This is a genomic window from Rufibacter hautae (assembly GCF_008271695.1).
In the GTDB taxonomy this organism is placed as follows: Bacteria; Bacteroidota; Bacteroidia; order Cytophagales; family Hymenobacteraceae; genus Nibribacter; species Nibribacter hautae.
Map to the genome: position 1 here is coordinate 1,881,675 of NZ_VKKY01000001.1, position 15,828 is coordinate 1,897,502.

General features: G+C 51.8%; 16 protein-coding genes. 4 read left to right on the forward strand and 12 right to left on the reverse strand.

What is annotated here, in order from left to right; all coding sequences use genetic code 11:
* Positions 1-41 precede the first annotated feature (41 nt).
* A complete protein-coding gene (locus tag FOA19_RS07280; RefSeq protein WP_149090080.1) occupies positions 42-485 on the reverse strand; it encodes an SRPBCC family protein in 444 nt (147 codons plus the stop codon).
* Positions 486-597: 112 nt separating this feature from the next.
* Between FOA19_RS07280 and FOA19_RS07285 the strand changes: the two genes are divergently transcribed.
* From FOA19_RS07285 to FOA19_RS07295, 3 genes are all read left to right on the forward strand, one after another.
* Positions 598-1,272 (forward strand): hypothetical protein, encoded by a 675-nt coding sequence (locus FOA19_RS07285; protein WP_149090081.1) that lies wholly within the window; start codon positions 598-600, stop codon positions 1,270-1,272.
* 117 nt (positions 1,273-1,389) lie between these two features.
* The gene (locus FOA19_RS07290) at positions 1,390-2,043 is read left to right on the forward strand and encodes a hypothetical protein (protein ID WP_149090082.1); all 654 of its coding nucleotides are present in this window, start codon (positions 1,390-1,392) and stop codon (positions 2,041-2,043) included.
* Positions 2,044-2,293: 250 nt separating this feature from the next.
* Entirely contained in the window at positions 2,294-2,923 is a 630-nt protein-coding gene (locus FOA19_RS07295; protein ID WP_149090083.1) for a DUF2939 domain-containing protein, read from the forward strand.
* 103 nt (positions 2,924-3,026) lie between these two features.
* On the opposite strand, the gene FOA19_RS07300 is transcribed toward FOA19_RS07295, so the two are convergent.
* The 8 genes from FOA19_RS07300 to rbfA form a co-directional block, all read right to left on the reverse strand.
* Entirely contained in the window at positions 3,027-3,272 is a 246-nt protein-coding gene (locus FOA19_RS07300) for a PLD nuclease N-terminal domain-containing protein (protein WP_190300312.1), read from the reverse strand.
* Between the two features lie 56 nt (positions 3,273-3,328).
* Positions 3,329-3,709, reverse strand: a complete 381-nt coding sequence (locus FOA19_RS07305; RefSeq protein ID WP_223808770.1) for a DUF2255 family protein — start codon at positions 3,707-3,709, stop codon at positions 3,329-3,331.
* Positions 3,710-3,913: 204 nt separating this feature from the next.
* A complete protein-coding gene (locus FOA19_RS07310) occupies positions 3,914-4,363 on the reverse strand; it encodes a hypothetical protein (RefSeq protein WP_149090085.1) in 450 nt (149 codons plus the stop codon).
* 199 nt (positions 4,364-4,562) lie between these two features.
* Complete coding sequence (locus FOA19_RS07315) at positions 4,563-7,505, reverse strand: DEAD/DEAH box helicase (protein ID WP_149090086.1); 2,943 nt, start codon at positions 7,503-7,505, stop codon at positions 4,563-4,565.
* A gap of 216 nt (positions 7,506-7,721) precedes the next feature.
* Positions 7,722-8,945 carry an ABC transporter permease gene (locus tag FOA19_RS07320; protein ID WP_149090087.1) on the reverse strand — a complete coding sequence of 408 codons (1,224 nt, stop codon included), beginning with the start codon at positions 8,943-8,945 and terminating at the stop codon, positions 7,722-7,724.
* A gap of 172 nt (positions 8,946-9,117) precedes the next feature.
* Positions 9,118-9,591, reverse strand: a complete 474-nt coding sequence (locus FOA19_RS07325; RefSeq protein WP_149090088.1) for a GNAT family N-acetyltransferase — start codon at positions 9,589-9,591, stop codon at positions 9,118-9,120.
* 173 nt (positions 9,592-9,764) lie between these two features.
* Positions 9,765-10,574 carry a class I SAM-dependent methyltransferase gene (locus tag FOA19_RS07330; RefSeq protein WP_149090089.1) on the reverse strand — a complete coding sequence of 270 codons (810 nt, stop codon included), beginning with the start codon at positions 10,572-10,574 and terminating at the stop codon, positions 9,765-9,767.
* A 42-nt stretch (positions 10,575-10,616) separates the two neighbouring features.
* On the reverse strand, positions 10,617-11,069 hold the full coding sequence (gene rbfA / locus FOA19_RS07335; RefSeq protein WP_149090090.1) for a 30S ribosome-binding factor RbfA: 453 nt from the start codon (positions 11,067-11,069) through the stop codon (positions 10,617-10,619).
* Positions 11,070-11,164: 95 nt separating this feature from the next.
* Between rbfA and FOA19_RS07340 the strand changes: the two genes are divergently transcribed.
* Positions 11,165-12,574 (forward strand): hypothetical protein, encoded by a 1,410-nt coding sequence (locus tag FOA19_RS07340; protein WP_149090091.1) that lies wholly within the window; start codon positions 11,165-11,167, stop codon positions 12,572-12,574.
* Between the two features lie 386 nt (positions 12,575-12,960).
* Here FOA19_RS07340 and rpiB read toward each other — a convergent pair whose 3' ends face one another.
* From rpiB to FOA19_RS07355, 3 genes are all read right to left on the reverse strand, one after another.
* Positions 12,961-13,392 (reverse strand): ribose 5-phosphate isomerase B, encoded by a 432-nt coding sequence (rpiB, locus tag FOA19_RS07345; protein WP_149090092.1) that lies wholly within the window; start codon positions 13,390-13,392, stop codon positions 12,961-12,963.
* A 12-nt stretch (positions 13,393-13,404) separates the two neighbouring features.
* Positions 13,405-14,259, reverse strand: coding sequence for a twin-arginine translocase subunit TatC (tatC, locus tag FOA19_RS07350; RefSeq protein ID WP_223808771.1), 855 nt, complete (start codon positions 14,257-14,259; stop codon positions 13,405-13,407).
* A 128-nt stretch (positions 14,260-14,387) separates the two neighbouring features.
* A complete protein-coding gene (locus tag FOA19_RS07355) occupies positions 14,388-15,662 on the reverse strand; it encodes a serine hydroxymethyltransferase (protein ID WP_149090093.1) in 1,275 nt (424 codons plus the stop codon).
* Between the last annotated feature and the right edge of the window lie 166 nt (positions 15,663-15,828).

The window sequence follows — 15,828 nt, forward strand, 5'->3', positions numbered from 1 at the left end:
TGTTTTAAGTTTGTTTTGCTGAAAACGGCCCTGAAACCCTCCTACCCCACTTTCCCGAAGAACCGGCGGTACACCGGTCCTCTCATGGAGAACTGCGCATATAGGACGGGGTAAACCAGCGCATCCAGCAAACGGGAGCCGGTGCTAAACTCAATCTGCTCATGGATGATGCTGTGCCCTTTTTCCTGGGTGATGAGGTGCCGGTGCCGCCAGAAAGTCAAGGGAGCGGGCAGTTCCTGGCCCTCGTCTACAAACCAGCTTTCGCGTTCATTTTCCTCCCGCTCGGTGATGAGGCTGGTCCAGCGGCGTCGGATGGGGCCGGCCTGCAGTTCTATTTCTACCCTATCGCCGGGGTAACTTCCATCAAAGCGTAAAATTTTTAGCGAGGGGAATGGGGGTGAAAGGGCCCTGAACAGGTCTACTGTAAAACCTTCTAGAATAGCCCGGTGGTTCTGGGCTACCTTGAACTGGAGATGGAGTTTCATGCCGGCAAGTTGGGTACAGTTATCTAACCTGTTCCCTGCGGCAATGTTCCGGTAGAAGGGCCGCAAAGAAGGAAAGCGTTTGTTAAAGTAAGCATCAACCTATAAAAAGAAAATGAGAATTGCGCTTCTGGTGATCGTGACGATGATAGTGGTAGGACTGGGCAGCTGTAACCATTCCAGGAACATGTACACGAGCCCTGCTTTTGCGACGGCGGCCAAACACCATAAAACCATCGCTATTCTGCCCTTCGATGTGCAGGTGGGCCTGCGCCCGAGCCAGATGCGGAAAATGACCCCTGAGCAGCTGTACGCCCTGGAACTGCAGCACGGCAGAGCGGTGCAGAGTGCGTTTCAGATCCATTTTCTGCAAAAGGTGAACAAAGACGGCGAGAAGATAGCTGTGCAGGACGTGAACCAAACCAATGCCATCCTGAAGGAGCACGACATCCAGCCGGAGGAAATCCCCAACTATCTGCCCTCTGAATTGGCCCAGATGCTGGGTGTGGATGCGGTGATGGTAGGTTCCCTCACCACCGAGAAGCCCGTCTCTACTGCCGTAGCCGCGGCGGTCGCGATCTACACGTTCCTCTATACGCCTTACGTGGGCAGTGCCGGCCCTACCAACTCCGGCAACACCATGATGAAGATCTACGACGGCGCCTCCGGTGACCTGCTCTGGAGCTATGACAAGACCCTTTCCAGAGGCATCGGTAGCGATACCCACAACATCATCAAGGCCATTACGCGCAAAGCCACCAGGCAAAATCCTTACGTCAAGATGAAGTAGTCCACACAGTGATGCCTTTTGGGAAAGGTCATGCCTAATACATAGAGTAATTGCAATATAGTTTCATAACTCATCCTAAAAACAAGTATTAACCCTTCATTCTAAAACTCAGTTATCATGAAATCAACTTCATTGTTATTTGTCCTGTTGGCCCTGCTGGTAAGCTTGAGCGCCACTGCCCAAACCAAGGAAATCTACACCAACCCGGCGTTTGCCAGCCTTACCAAATCGCACAAGATGGTGGCTATCCTGCCTTTTGAGACCAGCATTGGCTTGCGTCCGAACCAGATGAAAAACATGACCCCTGAGCAGATCAAGGAGATGGAAGTCAAGGAAGGTTTGGCCGTGCAGAGCGCCCTGCAGACCTATTTCCTGAAAGTGAGCAGCAAAGACGACTACACCATCGCTTTCCAGGATGCGGCCACCACCAATGCCATCCTGCTCAAAAACAACATCACCCCGGCCAATATCAAAACCTTCACGCCAGGTGAGTTGTCCAAAGTACTAGGTGTGGACGGCGTGATCACCGGTACCTTCAGCACCGACAAGCCCATGTCTGACGGCGCGGCCCTGGCCATGTCTTTGGCGGTAGGTTTCTCCGGCGCTACCAACTCAGGCAAAACCGCCATCAACATCTATGACGGCGCCTCCGGCGATCTGCTCTGGAAATACGAGAAAAGTCTGTCGCGCAGCTTGGGTAGCGATACCAACTCCATCATCACTACCATCATGCGCAAAGCCTCTAAGAAGTTTCCGTACACCAAAAGCTAATTTGCAGGTATAAGCTTTTTTAAAAAAAGGTTGGCATCGCCCCCTGATACAAGGTTATCAGGGGGCGATGCTGTTTAAGGGCTGTTTCTCTAAAAATATGCTTAGAATCTCACGGAAGAAACCATGTCCCTGCAGGTGAATTCTGTAAATAGTGGTATGTTAAATCTTTTTAGTAATATTACTAGCCTGCTGCTGCAGCAAAAGGCACTGTATCATAATTATTGGTCAAGATTTAATTATACATTCTTACATGAAAAAGATTTTACTTCTCTTGGTAGTGGTGGTGCTTTGTGCCGGCGGGTATTGGTTCTACAATCGGGCAAAAACCGGTCCGGAGGCATCCATTGTAGAAATTAGGGCGGCCCTGGAAGCCAAAGACATGGAAAAGCTGCAGAAGTACGTAGACTTTAAGCGCACCTCCAGCAGTATTGTAGAGCAAAGCCAGAACATGGCCGTTGATTTATTACCAGAAGAGCTGCAGGGAGCGGCCAATCTGCTCAGAAAAGGATTAAAAGCGAAAAAGCAACTCACCTCGGCTGTGCGCAGCCAACTCATCCAGAGCTTGGAGACAGTGTCTGGGCAGAAGGTGCCCGAAGTAGCCGATGTGATCAAGCTGCTGCCGGTAGGGCGCCTGATCAACGAGAAGATGCTACCTAAATTGGAGTTTGAAGGTGTGGACCACATTGACCGCCAGGATTCCATCGCGCTGGTAGGCCTGAAAGTAAGGCCCCAGAACGGCAATGAGTCTCTGGTGCTGGAACTGCGCATGCTCCAGAAAGAGGATTACTGGCAGGTGGTGGGCGTCAATAACTTCGGGGAGGTGCTGCCCCAGTTGATCTCCATCGGGAAGAAGAACAAAGACCAGGCAACGCAGGAGTAAGCTTTAGGGCCGTTTCCCTGAAAACAGGCTCTAAACAAAGGGGATATTCTCTTTAAGGGAATATCCCCTTTGTTTTAGGTGTGCAGCGCCAGAATGGTTTACCCTAAACGTTAGCGGTTCTTATTTTCTGTCTTCTACCGATAAGTATGTAGAGAAGAGCTCCCAAAAATGGGATAAAGATGACCGCTACCAACCAAATCAGCTTCTCTATGCTGTTCGCGAATCTACCTGTGAGCAAGTCTATGAGCGCCCATATCCATAATATCCCCGGAATACCTACTAAAATCAGGAGTATAATAAATTCAGGGAAGCCAAGGTTGCCCATGAATACTAAGATGGTGTTTCCCATGTTCATGAAGGTTTATTTAATCTGAAAAAGGGTTTTGTTGGTTCTTAGAAAGTTGCTTACTCCTCATAAAAGAACTCCATGGTGTATGCATGGTACTCTGGTTGGGTGATTCCATCCACATAAACCAAATTATGCGCTTGCGTGTACTTCTTTCTGTAAGCTTCGTCTATTGAAAGGTTCATCTGGGCATCGGTCAGTGGTTTAGCCGTTACTGGGATAGTCCTGTCTCCGAACTTCAATTGCCCCACCCCTTGCTCTGTAAAGGCTGTGAACCAGCTTCTGTTACTTTTTGACCAACTTCTGGCAAACACCTTGCCGCCTACTTCTACCATCCAGATCTCTAGAAACTTGTGGCCGTCTTTTCCACCCTTCACCCTTACCAAAGTATGCAATGCCAGATAATCTATAAATTCCTGAGGAAAGAAATAATTCGTCACTTAATCTAAGGCTTAAATAATGGAAAATACTTAAGGGAAATAGGCCTACCCAAATGGGTGAATTCTTTTATTTATGGTCTAAATAGCTACCCAAAATAAGTAGAGATGCGTTGCCTATTGAAATTGTAGGCCTTTATCCAACCCTGCTTACTTGTGTAAAATATTCAAGTAAAGTATAGAATACAAAGGATAGTAACTCATGATTTATTTAACATGAATGCTATTGGGTAAGAAGAAAACAGTAATATCACTGGCACTTTCTCGGCTGAATTTCTCTATGTTCTTGTTCTTCAAAAACAGAGTTCCTACCCATGCTATTCCCTCACTGTTTGTCATTTCAAATTTATAATGGTCTTCATGTTTAAAACATGAGCTTACCAGGAATTCTGTTTGGTTGCCATTGATGTCTTCCACTAATTTGCCGGTACCATCACTAAGTACCTGTATGTAGATATTGATTTTTGCACGATCTGTTCGTAAGCTTTGATCTGAATTGAATTTTTCAGAGTAGACGTGGGTGAAATAATATCTGGTGATAAAGTTTGAAACCTGCTTTGTATCTGGGTCTACGTTATAAGTATAGGTGCCGCGTTGTGCAAATGAAGCAAAGCTTATACCTACAATAATTAGAATAGTTAGGAGTATTCGTTTCATAATATTCAATAACTAATATATGTTTTTCAATTTACTAAATAGACAAGTATTTCCTTAATATTCTTATAATCTAATATATAGTACTCTTATTGACAAGTAGGTTGCCCAACTAAAAACACAAAAGATTACCCTAGATATCTGGCATCTAGGGTAATCTGTAATCATTTCTGGTCTTTTTTGAAAAACAGCCTCTAAACGCTTAGCTCAATAAGCTCTCTATATCCTCTTTGGTGAGGCGTTTGATGACGGCTTCATCGGTGGAGATGAGGTCTGAGACCATCTGCAGTTTCTTGTCCTGAAGGGCTAGGATCTTCTCCTCCACGCTGTTCTTGGTGATGAACTTGTAAGTGAAGACGGTGTTCTGCTGACCAATGCGGTGGGCACGGTCAATGGCTTGGGCTTCCACGGCGGGGTTCCACCAAGGGTCCAGGATAAACACGTAGTCGGCGGCGGTGAGGTTGAGCCCCACGCCACCAGCTTTGAGGGAGATAAGAAAGACCGGCAGTTTAGGGTCGTTCTGGAAATGGGCTACCTGGGCCTGGCGGTCTTTGGTGGAGCCGTCCAGGTATGCGTACTTGATCTTGCGCTCGTCCAGGGCGGCCCGCACAATGTCCAGGTGCTTTACAAACTGGCTGAAGATAAGCACTTTGTGGCCTTCGCTGACCACGTTGCGGGTAAGGCGCATTACTTCGCCCAACTTGCCAGACTCTGCCGTGGATTCCGGATCAGCCATGCGCGGGTGATTCGCGATTTGGCGCAGTTTCATGAGGCCCTGCAAGAGCATGAACTGCGACTTGGCCGTGCCCTGCTCCTCAATGTTCTTCAGGATCTTGTTTCGGTAGAAAGACTTCGTTTCCTCGTAGGCGTGCTCCTGCTCCTCAGTCATCTTGCAGTACGTGACGTGCTCAATCTTCTCGGGCAGTTCCTTGGCTACCTGGCTCTTGTGGCGGCGCAGGATAAACGGCTTGATGAGCGCGTGCAAACGACGGGTTTTATGCTCGTCTTTCAGCTTCTCAATAGGCCGCAGAAACTCTTTTTTGAAGAAGTTCTGGGTACCCAACAAGCCCGGATTGATAAATGACATCTGGCTCCACAAATCCAAGGTGCTGTTCTCCACGGGCGTGCCCGTCAAAATCAAGCGGTGCTTGGATTTGAGCTCCCGGATACTAATAGAAGTATTAGAATTTGGATTCTTGATGGCCTGACTCTCATCCAGGATGATGTAGTCAAACATGTACTTCTTCAGGATCTCGTGGTCCAGGCGCACAATGCCGTACGACGTGAGAATAAGGTCATAGTGCTTGAACTGCGCCACGCTCTTGTTCCGGTACGTGCCGGTGTAGGTGAGAATGCGCAGTTGGGGCGTGAACTTCTGGGCCTCGGCGAGCCAGTTGTAGACCAGCGAGGTAGGCATTACCAACAGAGACGCCGTCTGGGCGCCGTTTTCCTTGCGGTGCTGCAGCATGGCCAGCGTCTGCACGGTTTTCCCCAGACCCATGTCATCGGCCAGACAACCCCCGAAGTGGTATTCCTGCACAAAATGCAGCCAGTTGTAGCCCGCCTTCTGGTACGGGCGCAGTTCGCCTTTGAAACCGGCGGGCAGCGGCCTATCTTCCACGGCCTCAAACTCGCGGAGCTTCTCCAGTTTGCGGCTCATGGTCACGTGGGCCAGGTTGCCGTTCTGCAAATCGCTCACTAGCGAAAGGTGGTGCTTGCGCAGTTTCAGTTCGTCATCGCCTTCAGAGAAGGCAAAGAGCTCCAAATATTGGGTAAACCATTCCTCTGGGATGATTGCGATTTGGCCATTAGGCAGCTTGTACTCGCGGCGTTTGGTGAGGATGTGGTTGCGGAGCTTGATGAACGGGATCTCATACGGCCCGAAGCGCACGGTACCGTAGATGTCGAACCAGTCATTGGTCTCGTTGATGCCCACGTTCACCGAGGTCTCGCCTATAAAGTAGTTTTTCTCAGACTGACTCTGTTTCAGGGTAAAGCCCAGTTCCTCCAGGTCTTTGGCGTAGCTGTTCAACCACCCAAAGGCCTGCGGCTTGTCCATGATGGCTTTGCCGTTCCTTACCTCCAAGCCGCGGCTGGAAAGCTCGCGCAGAAAGAAGATCTCGCGGTCCAGGTCACGGTGCAGGCGATGGAACACGTAAGAGTCCGGGGTCTTCTCCACGCTCACGCTGATCTTGCGCGATTCCTGGGTGCCCACGGTGTAGGTGCCGTACTTGAAATTAAGCTGGAAGACGATTTTATCGCCTTCGGAAGGAGGCTTGATCTCCTCTTCTTCCTCGTCTTCGCCCGCCGCCGTAGCGAACAGGGCCGGGGAAGGCTCGGCCACCGCCAGTTCAGAGAACAGGAGCTGCGGCTGCGGCACGTAGCGTTCAGACTTTATATCGAAGCCCTTGGCGTAGACGTCAAACTGCTCTACCAGCGGGGCCACAAATTTGCGGTAATAGCTTTCCTCCACGTTGCGCGGCACCACAATGAACTTCTTGTTGAGGAAAGGCTGCAGCTTTTTGCCGTCTACCTGCTTCTCAAAGCTGTACAACACATCGTTGAGCAAGAGCCAGGCGGGCTCTTTGCACACCAGCACCGCGTCTTTGTACTGGAACTCTAGGCGCTCGCCCTGGTACTTGATGGTGGGGAAATAATGGGTGTTGTCGTCGTTGCGGCGGAAGTGGAACAGCACGGTGGCTTTTTCAGTGGCCATGTTCAGGCGTTTCCAGGTAGGCTCGCCGTCCTTGCCCATCACAAACACCATCTTGTCCTGCAGCAGGTCCAATATCTTGGCCATGCGGCTCTGGATGTAATGGTCTATGCTCTCCTGCAGGAGCTTGTCGCCTTTGGCGGGGTCATAGGTCTTGAAGAAGAAGTCTGAGAGAGTGGTTTTCTTCAGGGCGAATTTCTTGAACACCGCATCCTGCTGGATCTGGTCGGTGAGTTCAATCAGCTCAAAGTCAATCTCGTTCAGGCGCGCGGCGAACTCATCGGCGTTTTTGCTGGAGATGTTCTGGTGCTGGAGGGTGAGCTGCCGTTTGGAGTTGACCTGCACCACGAAAGACTCAAACAAATAGCCTAGGTATTCATGCTCAAAGAGAGAATAGATAACTTGAAACGGCTGTGTTGTATATACTTTCATGGCAGAGGCTTCCAATCCCAATATTGAAAGTACAACAAAATCTTTTTTTACCCGCAGAAAAAGGCAGAAATTTTATCAAATTACCATCTTTTAAGTAATGACAATCCTATTTTGAGGTCATTTTCTTAAAATCGCACAGAAAACAAACGTTAGCAGAACAGGGTTTCCGGGCTCTCCATTCAAGGGCTCTTTTCAGAAAAGAAGGCTGAAAACAGATCAAAGGTTTTCCCTAATGGTAAGGGCCGCAGCGCGGCGGGCGGGCCGGATGGACACCAGAAGCGTGATCAGGATGATGGCCGCGGCGGTGAGCATGAAGTCTGTGGGGCGCATAAGCACGGGGTACGCCTCTACCACCGAGGTGCTCATGCCCATGGAAACCCAGCCAAACGTCTGCTGCAGCCAGCAGATGGTACCGCCCACCACCAAGCCCACAATGGCCCCCGTAAACGCCACAATGGCGCCCTCCAGCAGGAAAATTTTTCTAATGGTGCCCGGGTCTGCGCCCAGTGAGGCCAGAATGGCAATGTCTTTCTGCTTGTCCAGCACCAGCATGGAGAGCGAGAAGAAGATGTTGATGGAGGCAATGAGCAGCACAAACGTGAAGGTGACAAACACGAATAGCTTCTCCACTTTCACGGCCCTGAGCAGGCTCACGTGCTGTTCTTCGCTGTCTTGCACGTTGAAGCCCTTGCCCAGCAGCTTCTGCAAGTCAGCTCTTACCCGGTCAATGTTATCCAGGTTATCGGTCTTGATCTCCAGCGAGGTGCGCTTGTTCCCGTAACTCAGCAATTCCTCCGCGAAGGTCAGTGGCACAAACACGTACTGGTCATCATATTGCCGCTCTATGGCAAAGATGCCCCCCGCCTGGATGCCCAACTGCCGGAAAGCGTTCTCTGGGTTGATGATGGTTTTCTTGCCAGCCTTAGGGTACAGGAACTGCAACGGGGAGAACGGATTCTCGGGCCGGATGGAGAGCTGGTACTGCACACCACGGCCAATGAGGGCAAACTGCTGGTTTCCCCTTATCAGGTGGTAATCGCCGTCAACAATAGCGGAGTCAATCTGGTTCTGTTGGAAAAAGTTATCGGTGACGCCTTTCACCTTCACCACCATCTGGCGGTCATTGTAGCGCAGCAACGCGTTGTCTTCAATCACCTCGGTGAGCAGCGCCACGCCCGGTGTCTTCCTGATGCGGTCCAGGAACTGGGCGTTGGTCTCAAAGGATTTGCCCTCCACGGCCGTGATCTTGATCTCGGGGTCAAACTTGCCGTACAGCGACCGGATGAGGTCTTCCAGGCCGTTGAACACCGAGAGCACCACAATGAGCGCCATGGTGCCCACGCCCACGCCAATCATGGCAATGATGGAGATGATATTGATGATGTTGCGCTTCTTCTTGGAGAAAAAGTACCGCCGGGCGATAAAAAGGGCAACGTTCATCTTTGGGTAAATGCGTGGATTAATGATTAAGCGATCAAGTGCAAGCGTGAGGGAAAGAATGGTCCAAACTCATCCGTCACTCAGGTCACCTTTACTGTTCTGGGGCAAAAGGGTTATGTTTTCTTCTCTGCCTAGGCCTTTTTAGGGGTGTTTCTGTGAAAGGAGGGCGAAACTACAGCTGGGCCACTTTCTCGCGTTTCACCTCTTTCTGCATGCAAACGCTGCTTTCTATGTTCTCGTATTGCCCGAAGTTGGGAATGACCTTGAAATCACTCTTGGTGTAGAGCCGGATGGCCTCTGGCTGCGCTTTGCCGGTCTCCAGAATGAGCGTTGAAAACTCCAGCTCGGCGGCCCAGCGCTCCAGTTCCGCCAGGATTCTTCCGGCAATGCCCTGCCCCCGGAACTCAGGCAGCACAAACATCCTTTTCACCTCCATGGTGTCCTGCGAGTAGGCTTTGATGGCGCCGCAGCCCACGGGTACCTCGTCATAGTAGGCCACCACCACGTGCCTGATGGCACTGATTTTATTGAATTGTGCAAAAAACGAGTGGTCATCCCCGTCCCGCACATGAAGATCGGCGTCCAAAAGGGAAACAAGCTCTGCAAAATCCTGGTTGGCTGAATCTGTCCTGATTAACTCAATCATCTTGTTGCGAATAGTAGGAATAGCGGGGACGTGAGGGTGAAGTTAGCAGTTCTTGGCAGATTGTCAAAGTCCAATAAGCAGGGTCCCTTTCAGGCCTGATTTTCAGAAAACCGGCCCAAAGCAGAAAACCTCTCTCTACAAACTGCAACAAGCCAGACGCTTACTTGTTTTCCCTATTTCCAGGCTTTTACAATAAGACCAGTACCGGTGGGGTGTTTGCCGTTGGTATCAAGCCAGTTCAACAGCAAACAGAACGGATACACAATCAGGTAGTAGGACGGCAGAATAAGGAAGAACAGCTTGCTCGCTCCCAGCATCAGGATGGGGTACTTCATGCTCAGGCGCCAGGAGATTTTGCCGGGCGCGCCGTATGAGTAATGCGCCTCGGTGCGGCTGAAACCGGCGCTCTTCAGTTTCTGCTGTATTTCCTGGATGTTGTAGCCGTCACGTACGTGTTCCTCAATAAAGGAGCTTTCGTCATCGCCGTGCACGTCTGAGCCGCCTTGGTCAGAGGGCGTAGAGATGAGTACCATACCGCCCGGCCGCAAAGAAGCATGGAAGTTTCTGAACACCTCCACATCTTCCAAGATGTGCTCCATCACGTCTACGCTCAGCACCAGGTCAAAGGCCTGTGGGTCCTGGAACGTGACCAGGTCGTCTTTCCGGAACATGACGTTGTGGCGGCCTATCTTCTGGAAGAAGTTGGCGCAGTCGGCGATCTGCTCGTCTTTCACGTCCACGGCCAGGATGCGCCAGTTGGGACCCATTCCCGAGAGGTAATAGCTGTACTGCCCGAAGCCCGAGCCGGCATCCAGAATCTGCACGGGCGCCTGGCGTTTGCCTTTGGCCCAGGCTCGCAGCTCCTTGTGGATGTGCCACGTGCGCAGCAGAAGTAAGTCTAAGAGGTTGTAAAAAAGCTTGCGCAGGAAAGGGGTCTTGTTGAAGGCCTCGCCCAGAACGCGTTTAATTGGATCGTACTGCATGGGTGGGTTTAGTAGCTGGCTTGGAGAACGGGTGAGGATGGATTAGCGCCCGTCGGCATCTTCCTCCTCGTCCTCGCCGTCTTCGTCAGAAAGGTAATAGTCTTCTTCGGCCCGGAACGGGTTGGTTGGGTCTTCTTTAGACTCGGACGGGATGTCCAGCTCAGAAATGATTTTGTCCATTTTGGCGGCGTACTCGGCGGTATCGTCCAGGTAGAAAATCAGCTCTGGGATCACGCGCACCTGGTTTTTGATGCGCTTGGCCAGTTCGTGCCGGATGGTCTTGGTATGTACTTTTATCTCGTTGAGCAGATCGCGCCCGTTGGGGTTGAGCAGCAGGCTCAGGTGCACTTTTGCCACACCCAGATCTGGTGACACGGAGACCCCGCTCACCGATATGTAGGTGCTCTGAAACAGGTGGGAAACATCGCGCTGGAAGATCTCAGCAAGCTCCTTCTGAATCAGTCTGGCGAATTTTTGTTGGCGTTTACTTTCCATGGTTCCGCAAATATCGTATTAATTTCACATTTTTACCCCACAAACCGTCCTCCTCTTTGCCGCAAGGTCAGAGCGAAGGCTAAGCCGCGCATTGCTTGATACGATTCTTCCGCAGTTTGTTTCCGTCCAGGTGGGTGGTGTTGGTACTGCTGTTTCTCCTCATCCGGCTTCCATTGCTCATTTTTGGGCTTCCTGCTACCCTCTCAGAACTGCACCACGTGCTTTTGGGGGAGCGTCTGCATGCCGGTTTTATCCTGTACCAGGATGTGTATGACACCACGGCCCCGCTCTCGGCGGCCGTGTACTGGTTTCTGGACCTGGTGGCGCCACGCTCTTACCTGGTGCACCGCCTGCTGGCCACTTTCCTTATAGGGTACCAAGCCTTTCTGCTCAATAATGTCTTCAACCGCAACCAGGTGCACCCTTACAAGTCCTACGTGCCGGCCTTGCTGTACATGCTGTTCGGGAGCATTTTCTTTGAGCTGGATGTGCTCTCCCCGCTGCTGCTGGGCCACACGTTTGTGATTCTGGCCGTGTACAGCCTGACGGCTATCTCCAAGGAGGCCGCCAACGCCCGCCGCCTGTTTAAGGCCGGGTTCATGCTCGGGCTGGCGGCGCTGTGTTACCTGCCATTTGTGTGGTTTCTGTTTCTGGGCTTCTTCGCCATCATCTACTTTGCCTCCGGGGCCTTCCGAAGCACCTTGCTCATGCTCACAGGCTTTGTGTTCCCGTTCACGGTGGTGCTCACCTATTTCCTGTACCAGAACTCCCTGGGTCCGTTTTTGGAGCAGGGTTTGACCTGGTCCTGGCAGTTCTCCTTTGATTTCGGGTTGCCGATAAGCCAGGTCATGACTGTGGCCGCGCTTCCGTTGGGCATACTGGTGCTTTCTTTCCTGAGCCTGCCCCTGGTCACGCTAGGGCCCAACTACCAGGCGCGTTTTCTGCAGATCATGCTCATCTGGGTGATTGTAGTCCTGTTGGTGCTGGTGAACGGGCATGATGCCTCGGCCAAAGGCCTGGTGCTGCTGTTACCCCTGATTTCTTACTTCGGGATTTTTCTCTTCAGTTGGTGGGGAAACCGCCTCTGGATTGCCGAGCTCCTTTTTCTGGTGATTGTTGCCGCTGTGGTGACCGTGCGCTACAACCCGTTGGGTTTGGTGTATCCGGCCCTGCGCCTGCAACCCGAGCTGGTGCAGGTGCGCGAGGCCCCCAAATACCAGCAGGTACAAGGACAGCGCCTGTTGGTCTTAGGCCCCGACCTCAACTATTACCAAAACAACAGCGTGGGCTCTCCCTACCTGCGCTGGGACTTGGCCAAACCCTACTTCGGGCGACTGAGCTACTATGACGCGCTGTTCACCATTCTGCAGGACCTCAGGAAAAATCCTCCCGCCTACATCGTAGACCAGCAGAACCTCATGCCCGAGCTGCAGTACAAACTGCCCCTGGTGTTCCAACGCTACGAAAAGGTAGAGAACGGCCCCGTCTACCGGCGGGTGCGGTAAGTTTCTACTGAATGGTTTGCGTTGCTGTTTTACAGCTGTTTTTTGGAAATTAAGCTTGAAACAGGAACCCACCCCTACCCCTCCTAGGAGAGGAATCCTGAGTTATTGAGGCAGTGTTATATGGCAATAATTTGCTAGCCAGCGTTATAGAGGTAAGTGTAGGGGCAATCCCTTGTGGTTGCCCATTTCGGTTTCAGGTGAGAATTAGCCGCACAGTTAGGCACATCCTATCAGGCATTCATCTCTACTAATCAGCATTGCTGATTTGAGCCTATTTTCTGGGAAACAGCCCTAAAACAGAAAGGGCGCCTATACGAGGCGCCCCTACAATTAAATCTATATTTTCAAACTCAGGACTCTGAACTCAAGACTCAGAACTCGCGCCATTAGGCGCAGGCAATCTTGTCTACCCGGGTCTGGTGACGGCCACCTTCAAACGGCGTGGTCAAGAAAGCTTCCACCATCTCGCGGGCTACTTCCTCGCTCACGAACCTGGCCGGCACGCACATTACGTTGGCGTTGTTATGGGAGCGTGCCAGCTCGGCTAGTTCTCTTTGCCAGCATAGGGCCGCCCTGATGCCGGCGTGCTTGTTGGCGGTGATGGCTACGCCGTTGCCGCTGCCGCAGAGCAGAATGCCCAGTTCGTATTCTTTGTTCTCCACTGCCGAGGACAGCGGGTGCACGTAGTCTGGATAGTCAACGGAGGCGTCTGAGAATGGCCCGAAGTCTTTCACCTCGTGGCCCAGGGCTTCTAGTTGCTCTTTTACTAATCCTTTGTATTGGTATCCGGCGTGGTCGCCGCCTAGTGCTATTTTCATCTTAGTCTTTCTTTAAGAAGTAGCTTGTTGGTTCAATTTAGCCAGATCGCGGCGGCGTACCCACCAAGAGATGTTGATACTCACTTCGTAGAGCAGCAGCAACGGAATGCCCATCAACGTCATACTCAGCACATCGGGTGGCGACAAGATGGCCGCCACGAAGGCAATCACCACAATGGCGTGCTTGCGGTAGATGCGCATGAGCTCCGGCGACACAATACCCGCCCGTGACAGGAAATACACAATCATGGGCAACTCAAACATGATCCCGCAGGACAACACCAGCGTGACCAGCGTTGAGATGTAAGACGATAAATCGAACTCATTGGCGATACTAGGGTCTACCTGGTAAGAGGCCAAAAAGTTGATGGAAAGCGGCGAGACAATGTAATACCCAAACAACGAACCCACCAGAAACAGGAAGGACACGAAGAACACCGCTCCCCGGGAGTTCTCCCGTTCATTAGGGTACAATCCGGGTTTAATGAAACTCCAGATTTCCCAGAATAGGTACGGGAAGCCCAGCAGCAACCCAATCACAAACGAGCTGGTGAGGTGCATGGTGAACTGCGAGGAGAGCTCGCGGCTCTGTAGCGTGAAATCCAGCTTGTTGATGCACAGGCCCGCCGAGTTGATCGCCGCGCCTACCTCGCAGAGTTTCCTGTAGGTGAAAAAATCGGTGCGCGAAGGACCCAGGATAATGTCATGGAAGACGATCTCCTTGTTGGCCATGGCAATGCCCGTGAACACCACCACGGCTGCGGCCGAACGGATCAAATGCCACCTGAGAATCTCCAGGTGGTCCAAAAAGGTCATTTCATGCTCTTCTCCGCTGTGCGCTGCCACCTCTCCGGAACGTTGTGCCATTGGTATTTTAGTGTTTTACAAATAGGCAGGAGTGTTAACCCTTTAAACTTAGGTGGGTTTCTTGGTTGTTTTCAAGAAACCCACTCAAAAGCCTTGTGTCTAATGCCTTGCTACCTGTTTCTGATTACTTAGTAACTGAACAACGGGAATTGTTGCATCCAATTGTTGATTTCTTTTCTGGTATCTGCCAGGATGGTCTCGTTGTCATGGTTCATGAGCACGCGGTCAATGTAGTCCACAATGCGGTCCATGTCTTGTTCCTTCAGTCCCCGGGTAGTTACGGCGGCGGAGCCGATTCGGATTCCGGAGGTCACAAATGGAGATTTATCGTCAAACGGCACCATGTTCTTGTTGATGGTGATGTCTGCCTTGATCAACGTGTTTTCGGCCAGTTTTCCGGTAAGGTCCTTTGAACGGAGGTCGATCAGCATCAGGTGGTTATCGGTGCCGGCAGAGATGATTTTGTATCCGCGGTCTACGAACGACTTAGCCAACACCTGCGAGTTGCGCTGTACCTGGGCCGTGTATTCTTTGTAAGAAGGCGAAAGCGCCTCATGGAACGCCACTGCCTTAGCCGCGATCACGTGCTCCAACGGTCCGCCCTGCGTGCCCGGGAATACGCCGCTGTCCAGCAAAGAAGACATCATGCGCAGCTCGCCTTTCGGGGTTTTCAGCCCAAACGGGTTCTCGAAGTCTTTCCGCATCATGATCATACCGCCCCGTGGCCCGCGCAGGGTTTTGTGGGTAGTGGTGGTCACGATGTGGCAGAACTCAAACGGATCGTTCAATAGACCCGTGGCGATCAAACCAGCTGGGTGCGAGATATCGGCCAGTAACAGCGCGCCAACGGCATCGGCGGCTTCGCGCAGGGCTTTGTAGTTCCAGTCACGGGAGTACGCCGAGGCGCCGCAGATGATCAGTTTTGGTTTCTCGCGCTCGGCTACTTCCCTTACTTTGGTCCAGTCAATCTCGCCGGTCTCGGGCTCCACGCCATAGAAAGACGGCTGGTACAGTTTCCCCGAGAAGTTCACCAAAGAACCGTGGGTCAAGTGCCCGCCGTGCGATAGGTCAAAGCCCAGGATCTTGTCGCCGGGGTTCAGCACCGCCAGCATCACCGCCGCGTTGGCCTGCGCACCGGAGTGTGGCTGTACGTTCACCCACTCAGCCCCGAACAGTTGCTTGGCGCGGTCAATGGCCAACTGCTCAGACTGGTCCACAATCTCGCAGCCACCGTAGTAGCGCTTGGCTGGCAGACCCTCGGCATATTTATTCGTCAGCACACTGCCCATGGCCTCCATCACCTGCTCTGAAACAAAGTTCTCAGAGGCGATGAGTTCTATGCCGTGCAGCTGGCGCTGGTGCTCTTTCTGGATAAGATCAAAGATTTGGGAATCGCGTTGCATTTGAATTCTGTTAGTGGGTGCCCAAAAGTACGGCCATTGCAGCAAATAACCAATGGTTTAGCCCGCCAAGGCGTAAGAGAAAGGCTTGCGGCTGTTTTGGGGCTGTTTTCTGGAAAACAAACAAAAAACCCTCAGGCACTGCCTGAGGGTTTCCTGGGTGAACGGA

Excerpts from the sequence above, each read along its gene's own strand:
- FOA19_RS07280 (WP_149090080.1), bottom strand. The coding sequence starts at position 485 with ATGAAACTCCATCTCCAGTTCAAGGTAGCCCAGAACCACCGGGCTATT.
- FOA19_RS07285 (WP_149090081.1), top strand. The coding sequence starts at position 598 with ATGAGAATTGCGCTTCTGGTGATCGTGACGATGATAGTGGTAGGACTG.
- FOA19_RS07290 (WP_149090082.1), top strand. The coding sequence starts at position 1,390 with ATGAAATCAACTTCATTGTTATTTGTCCTGTTGGCCCTGCTGGTAAGC.
- FOA19_RS07295 (WP_149090083.1), top strand. The coding sequence starts at position 2,294 with ATGAAAAAGATTTTACTTCTCTTGGTAGTGGTGGTGCTTTGTGCCGGC.
- FOA19_RS07300 (WP_190300312.1), bottom strand. The coding sequence starts at position 3,272 with ATGGGAAACACCATCTTAGTATTCATGGGCAACCTTGGCTTCCCTGAA.
- FOA19_RS07310 (WP_149090085.1), bottom strand. The coding sequence starts at position 4,363 with ATGAAACGAATACTCCTAACTATTCTAATTATTGTAGGTATAAGCTTT.
- FOA19_RS07315 (WP_149090086.1), bottom strand. The coding sequence starts at position 7,505 with ATGAAAGTATATACAACACAGCCGTTTCAAGTTATCTATTCTCTCTTT.
- FOA19_RS07320 (WP_149090087.1), bottom strand. The coding sequence starts at position 8,945 with ATGAACGTTGCCCTTTTTATCGCCCGGCGGTACTTTTTCTCCAAGAAG.
- FOA19_RS07325 (WP_149090088.1), bottom strand. The coding sequence starts at position 9,591 with ATGATTGAGTTAATCAGGACAGATTCAGCCAACCAGGATTTTGCAGAG.
- FOA19_RS07330 (WP_149090089.1), bottom strand. The coding sequence starts at position 10,574 with ATGCAGTACGATCCAATTAAACGCGTTCTGGGCGAGGCCTTCAACAAG.
- rbfA (WP_149090090.1), bottom strand. The coding sequence starts at position 11,069 with ATGGAAAGTAAACGCCAACAAAAATTCGCCAGACTGATTCAGAAGGAG.
- rpiB (WP_149090092.1), bottom strand. The coding sequence starts at position 13,392 with ATGAAAATAGCACTAGGCGGCGACCACGCCGGATACCAATACAAAGGA.
- tatC (WP_223808771.1), bottom strand. The coding sequence starts at position 14,259 with ATGGCACAACGTTCCGGAGAGGTGGCAGCGCACAGCGGAGAAGAGCAT.
- FOA19_RS07355 (WP_149090093.1), bottom strand. The coding sequence starts at position 15,662 with ATGCAACGCGATTCCCAAATCTTTGATCTTATCCAGAAAGAGCACCAG.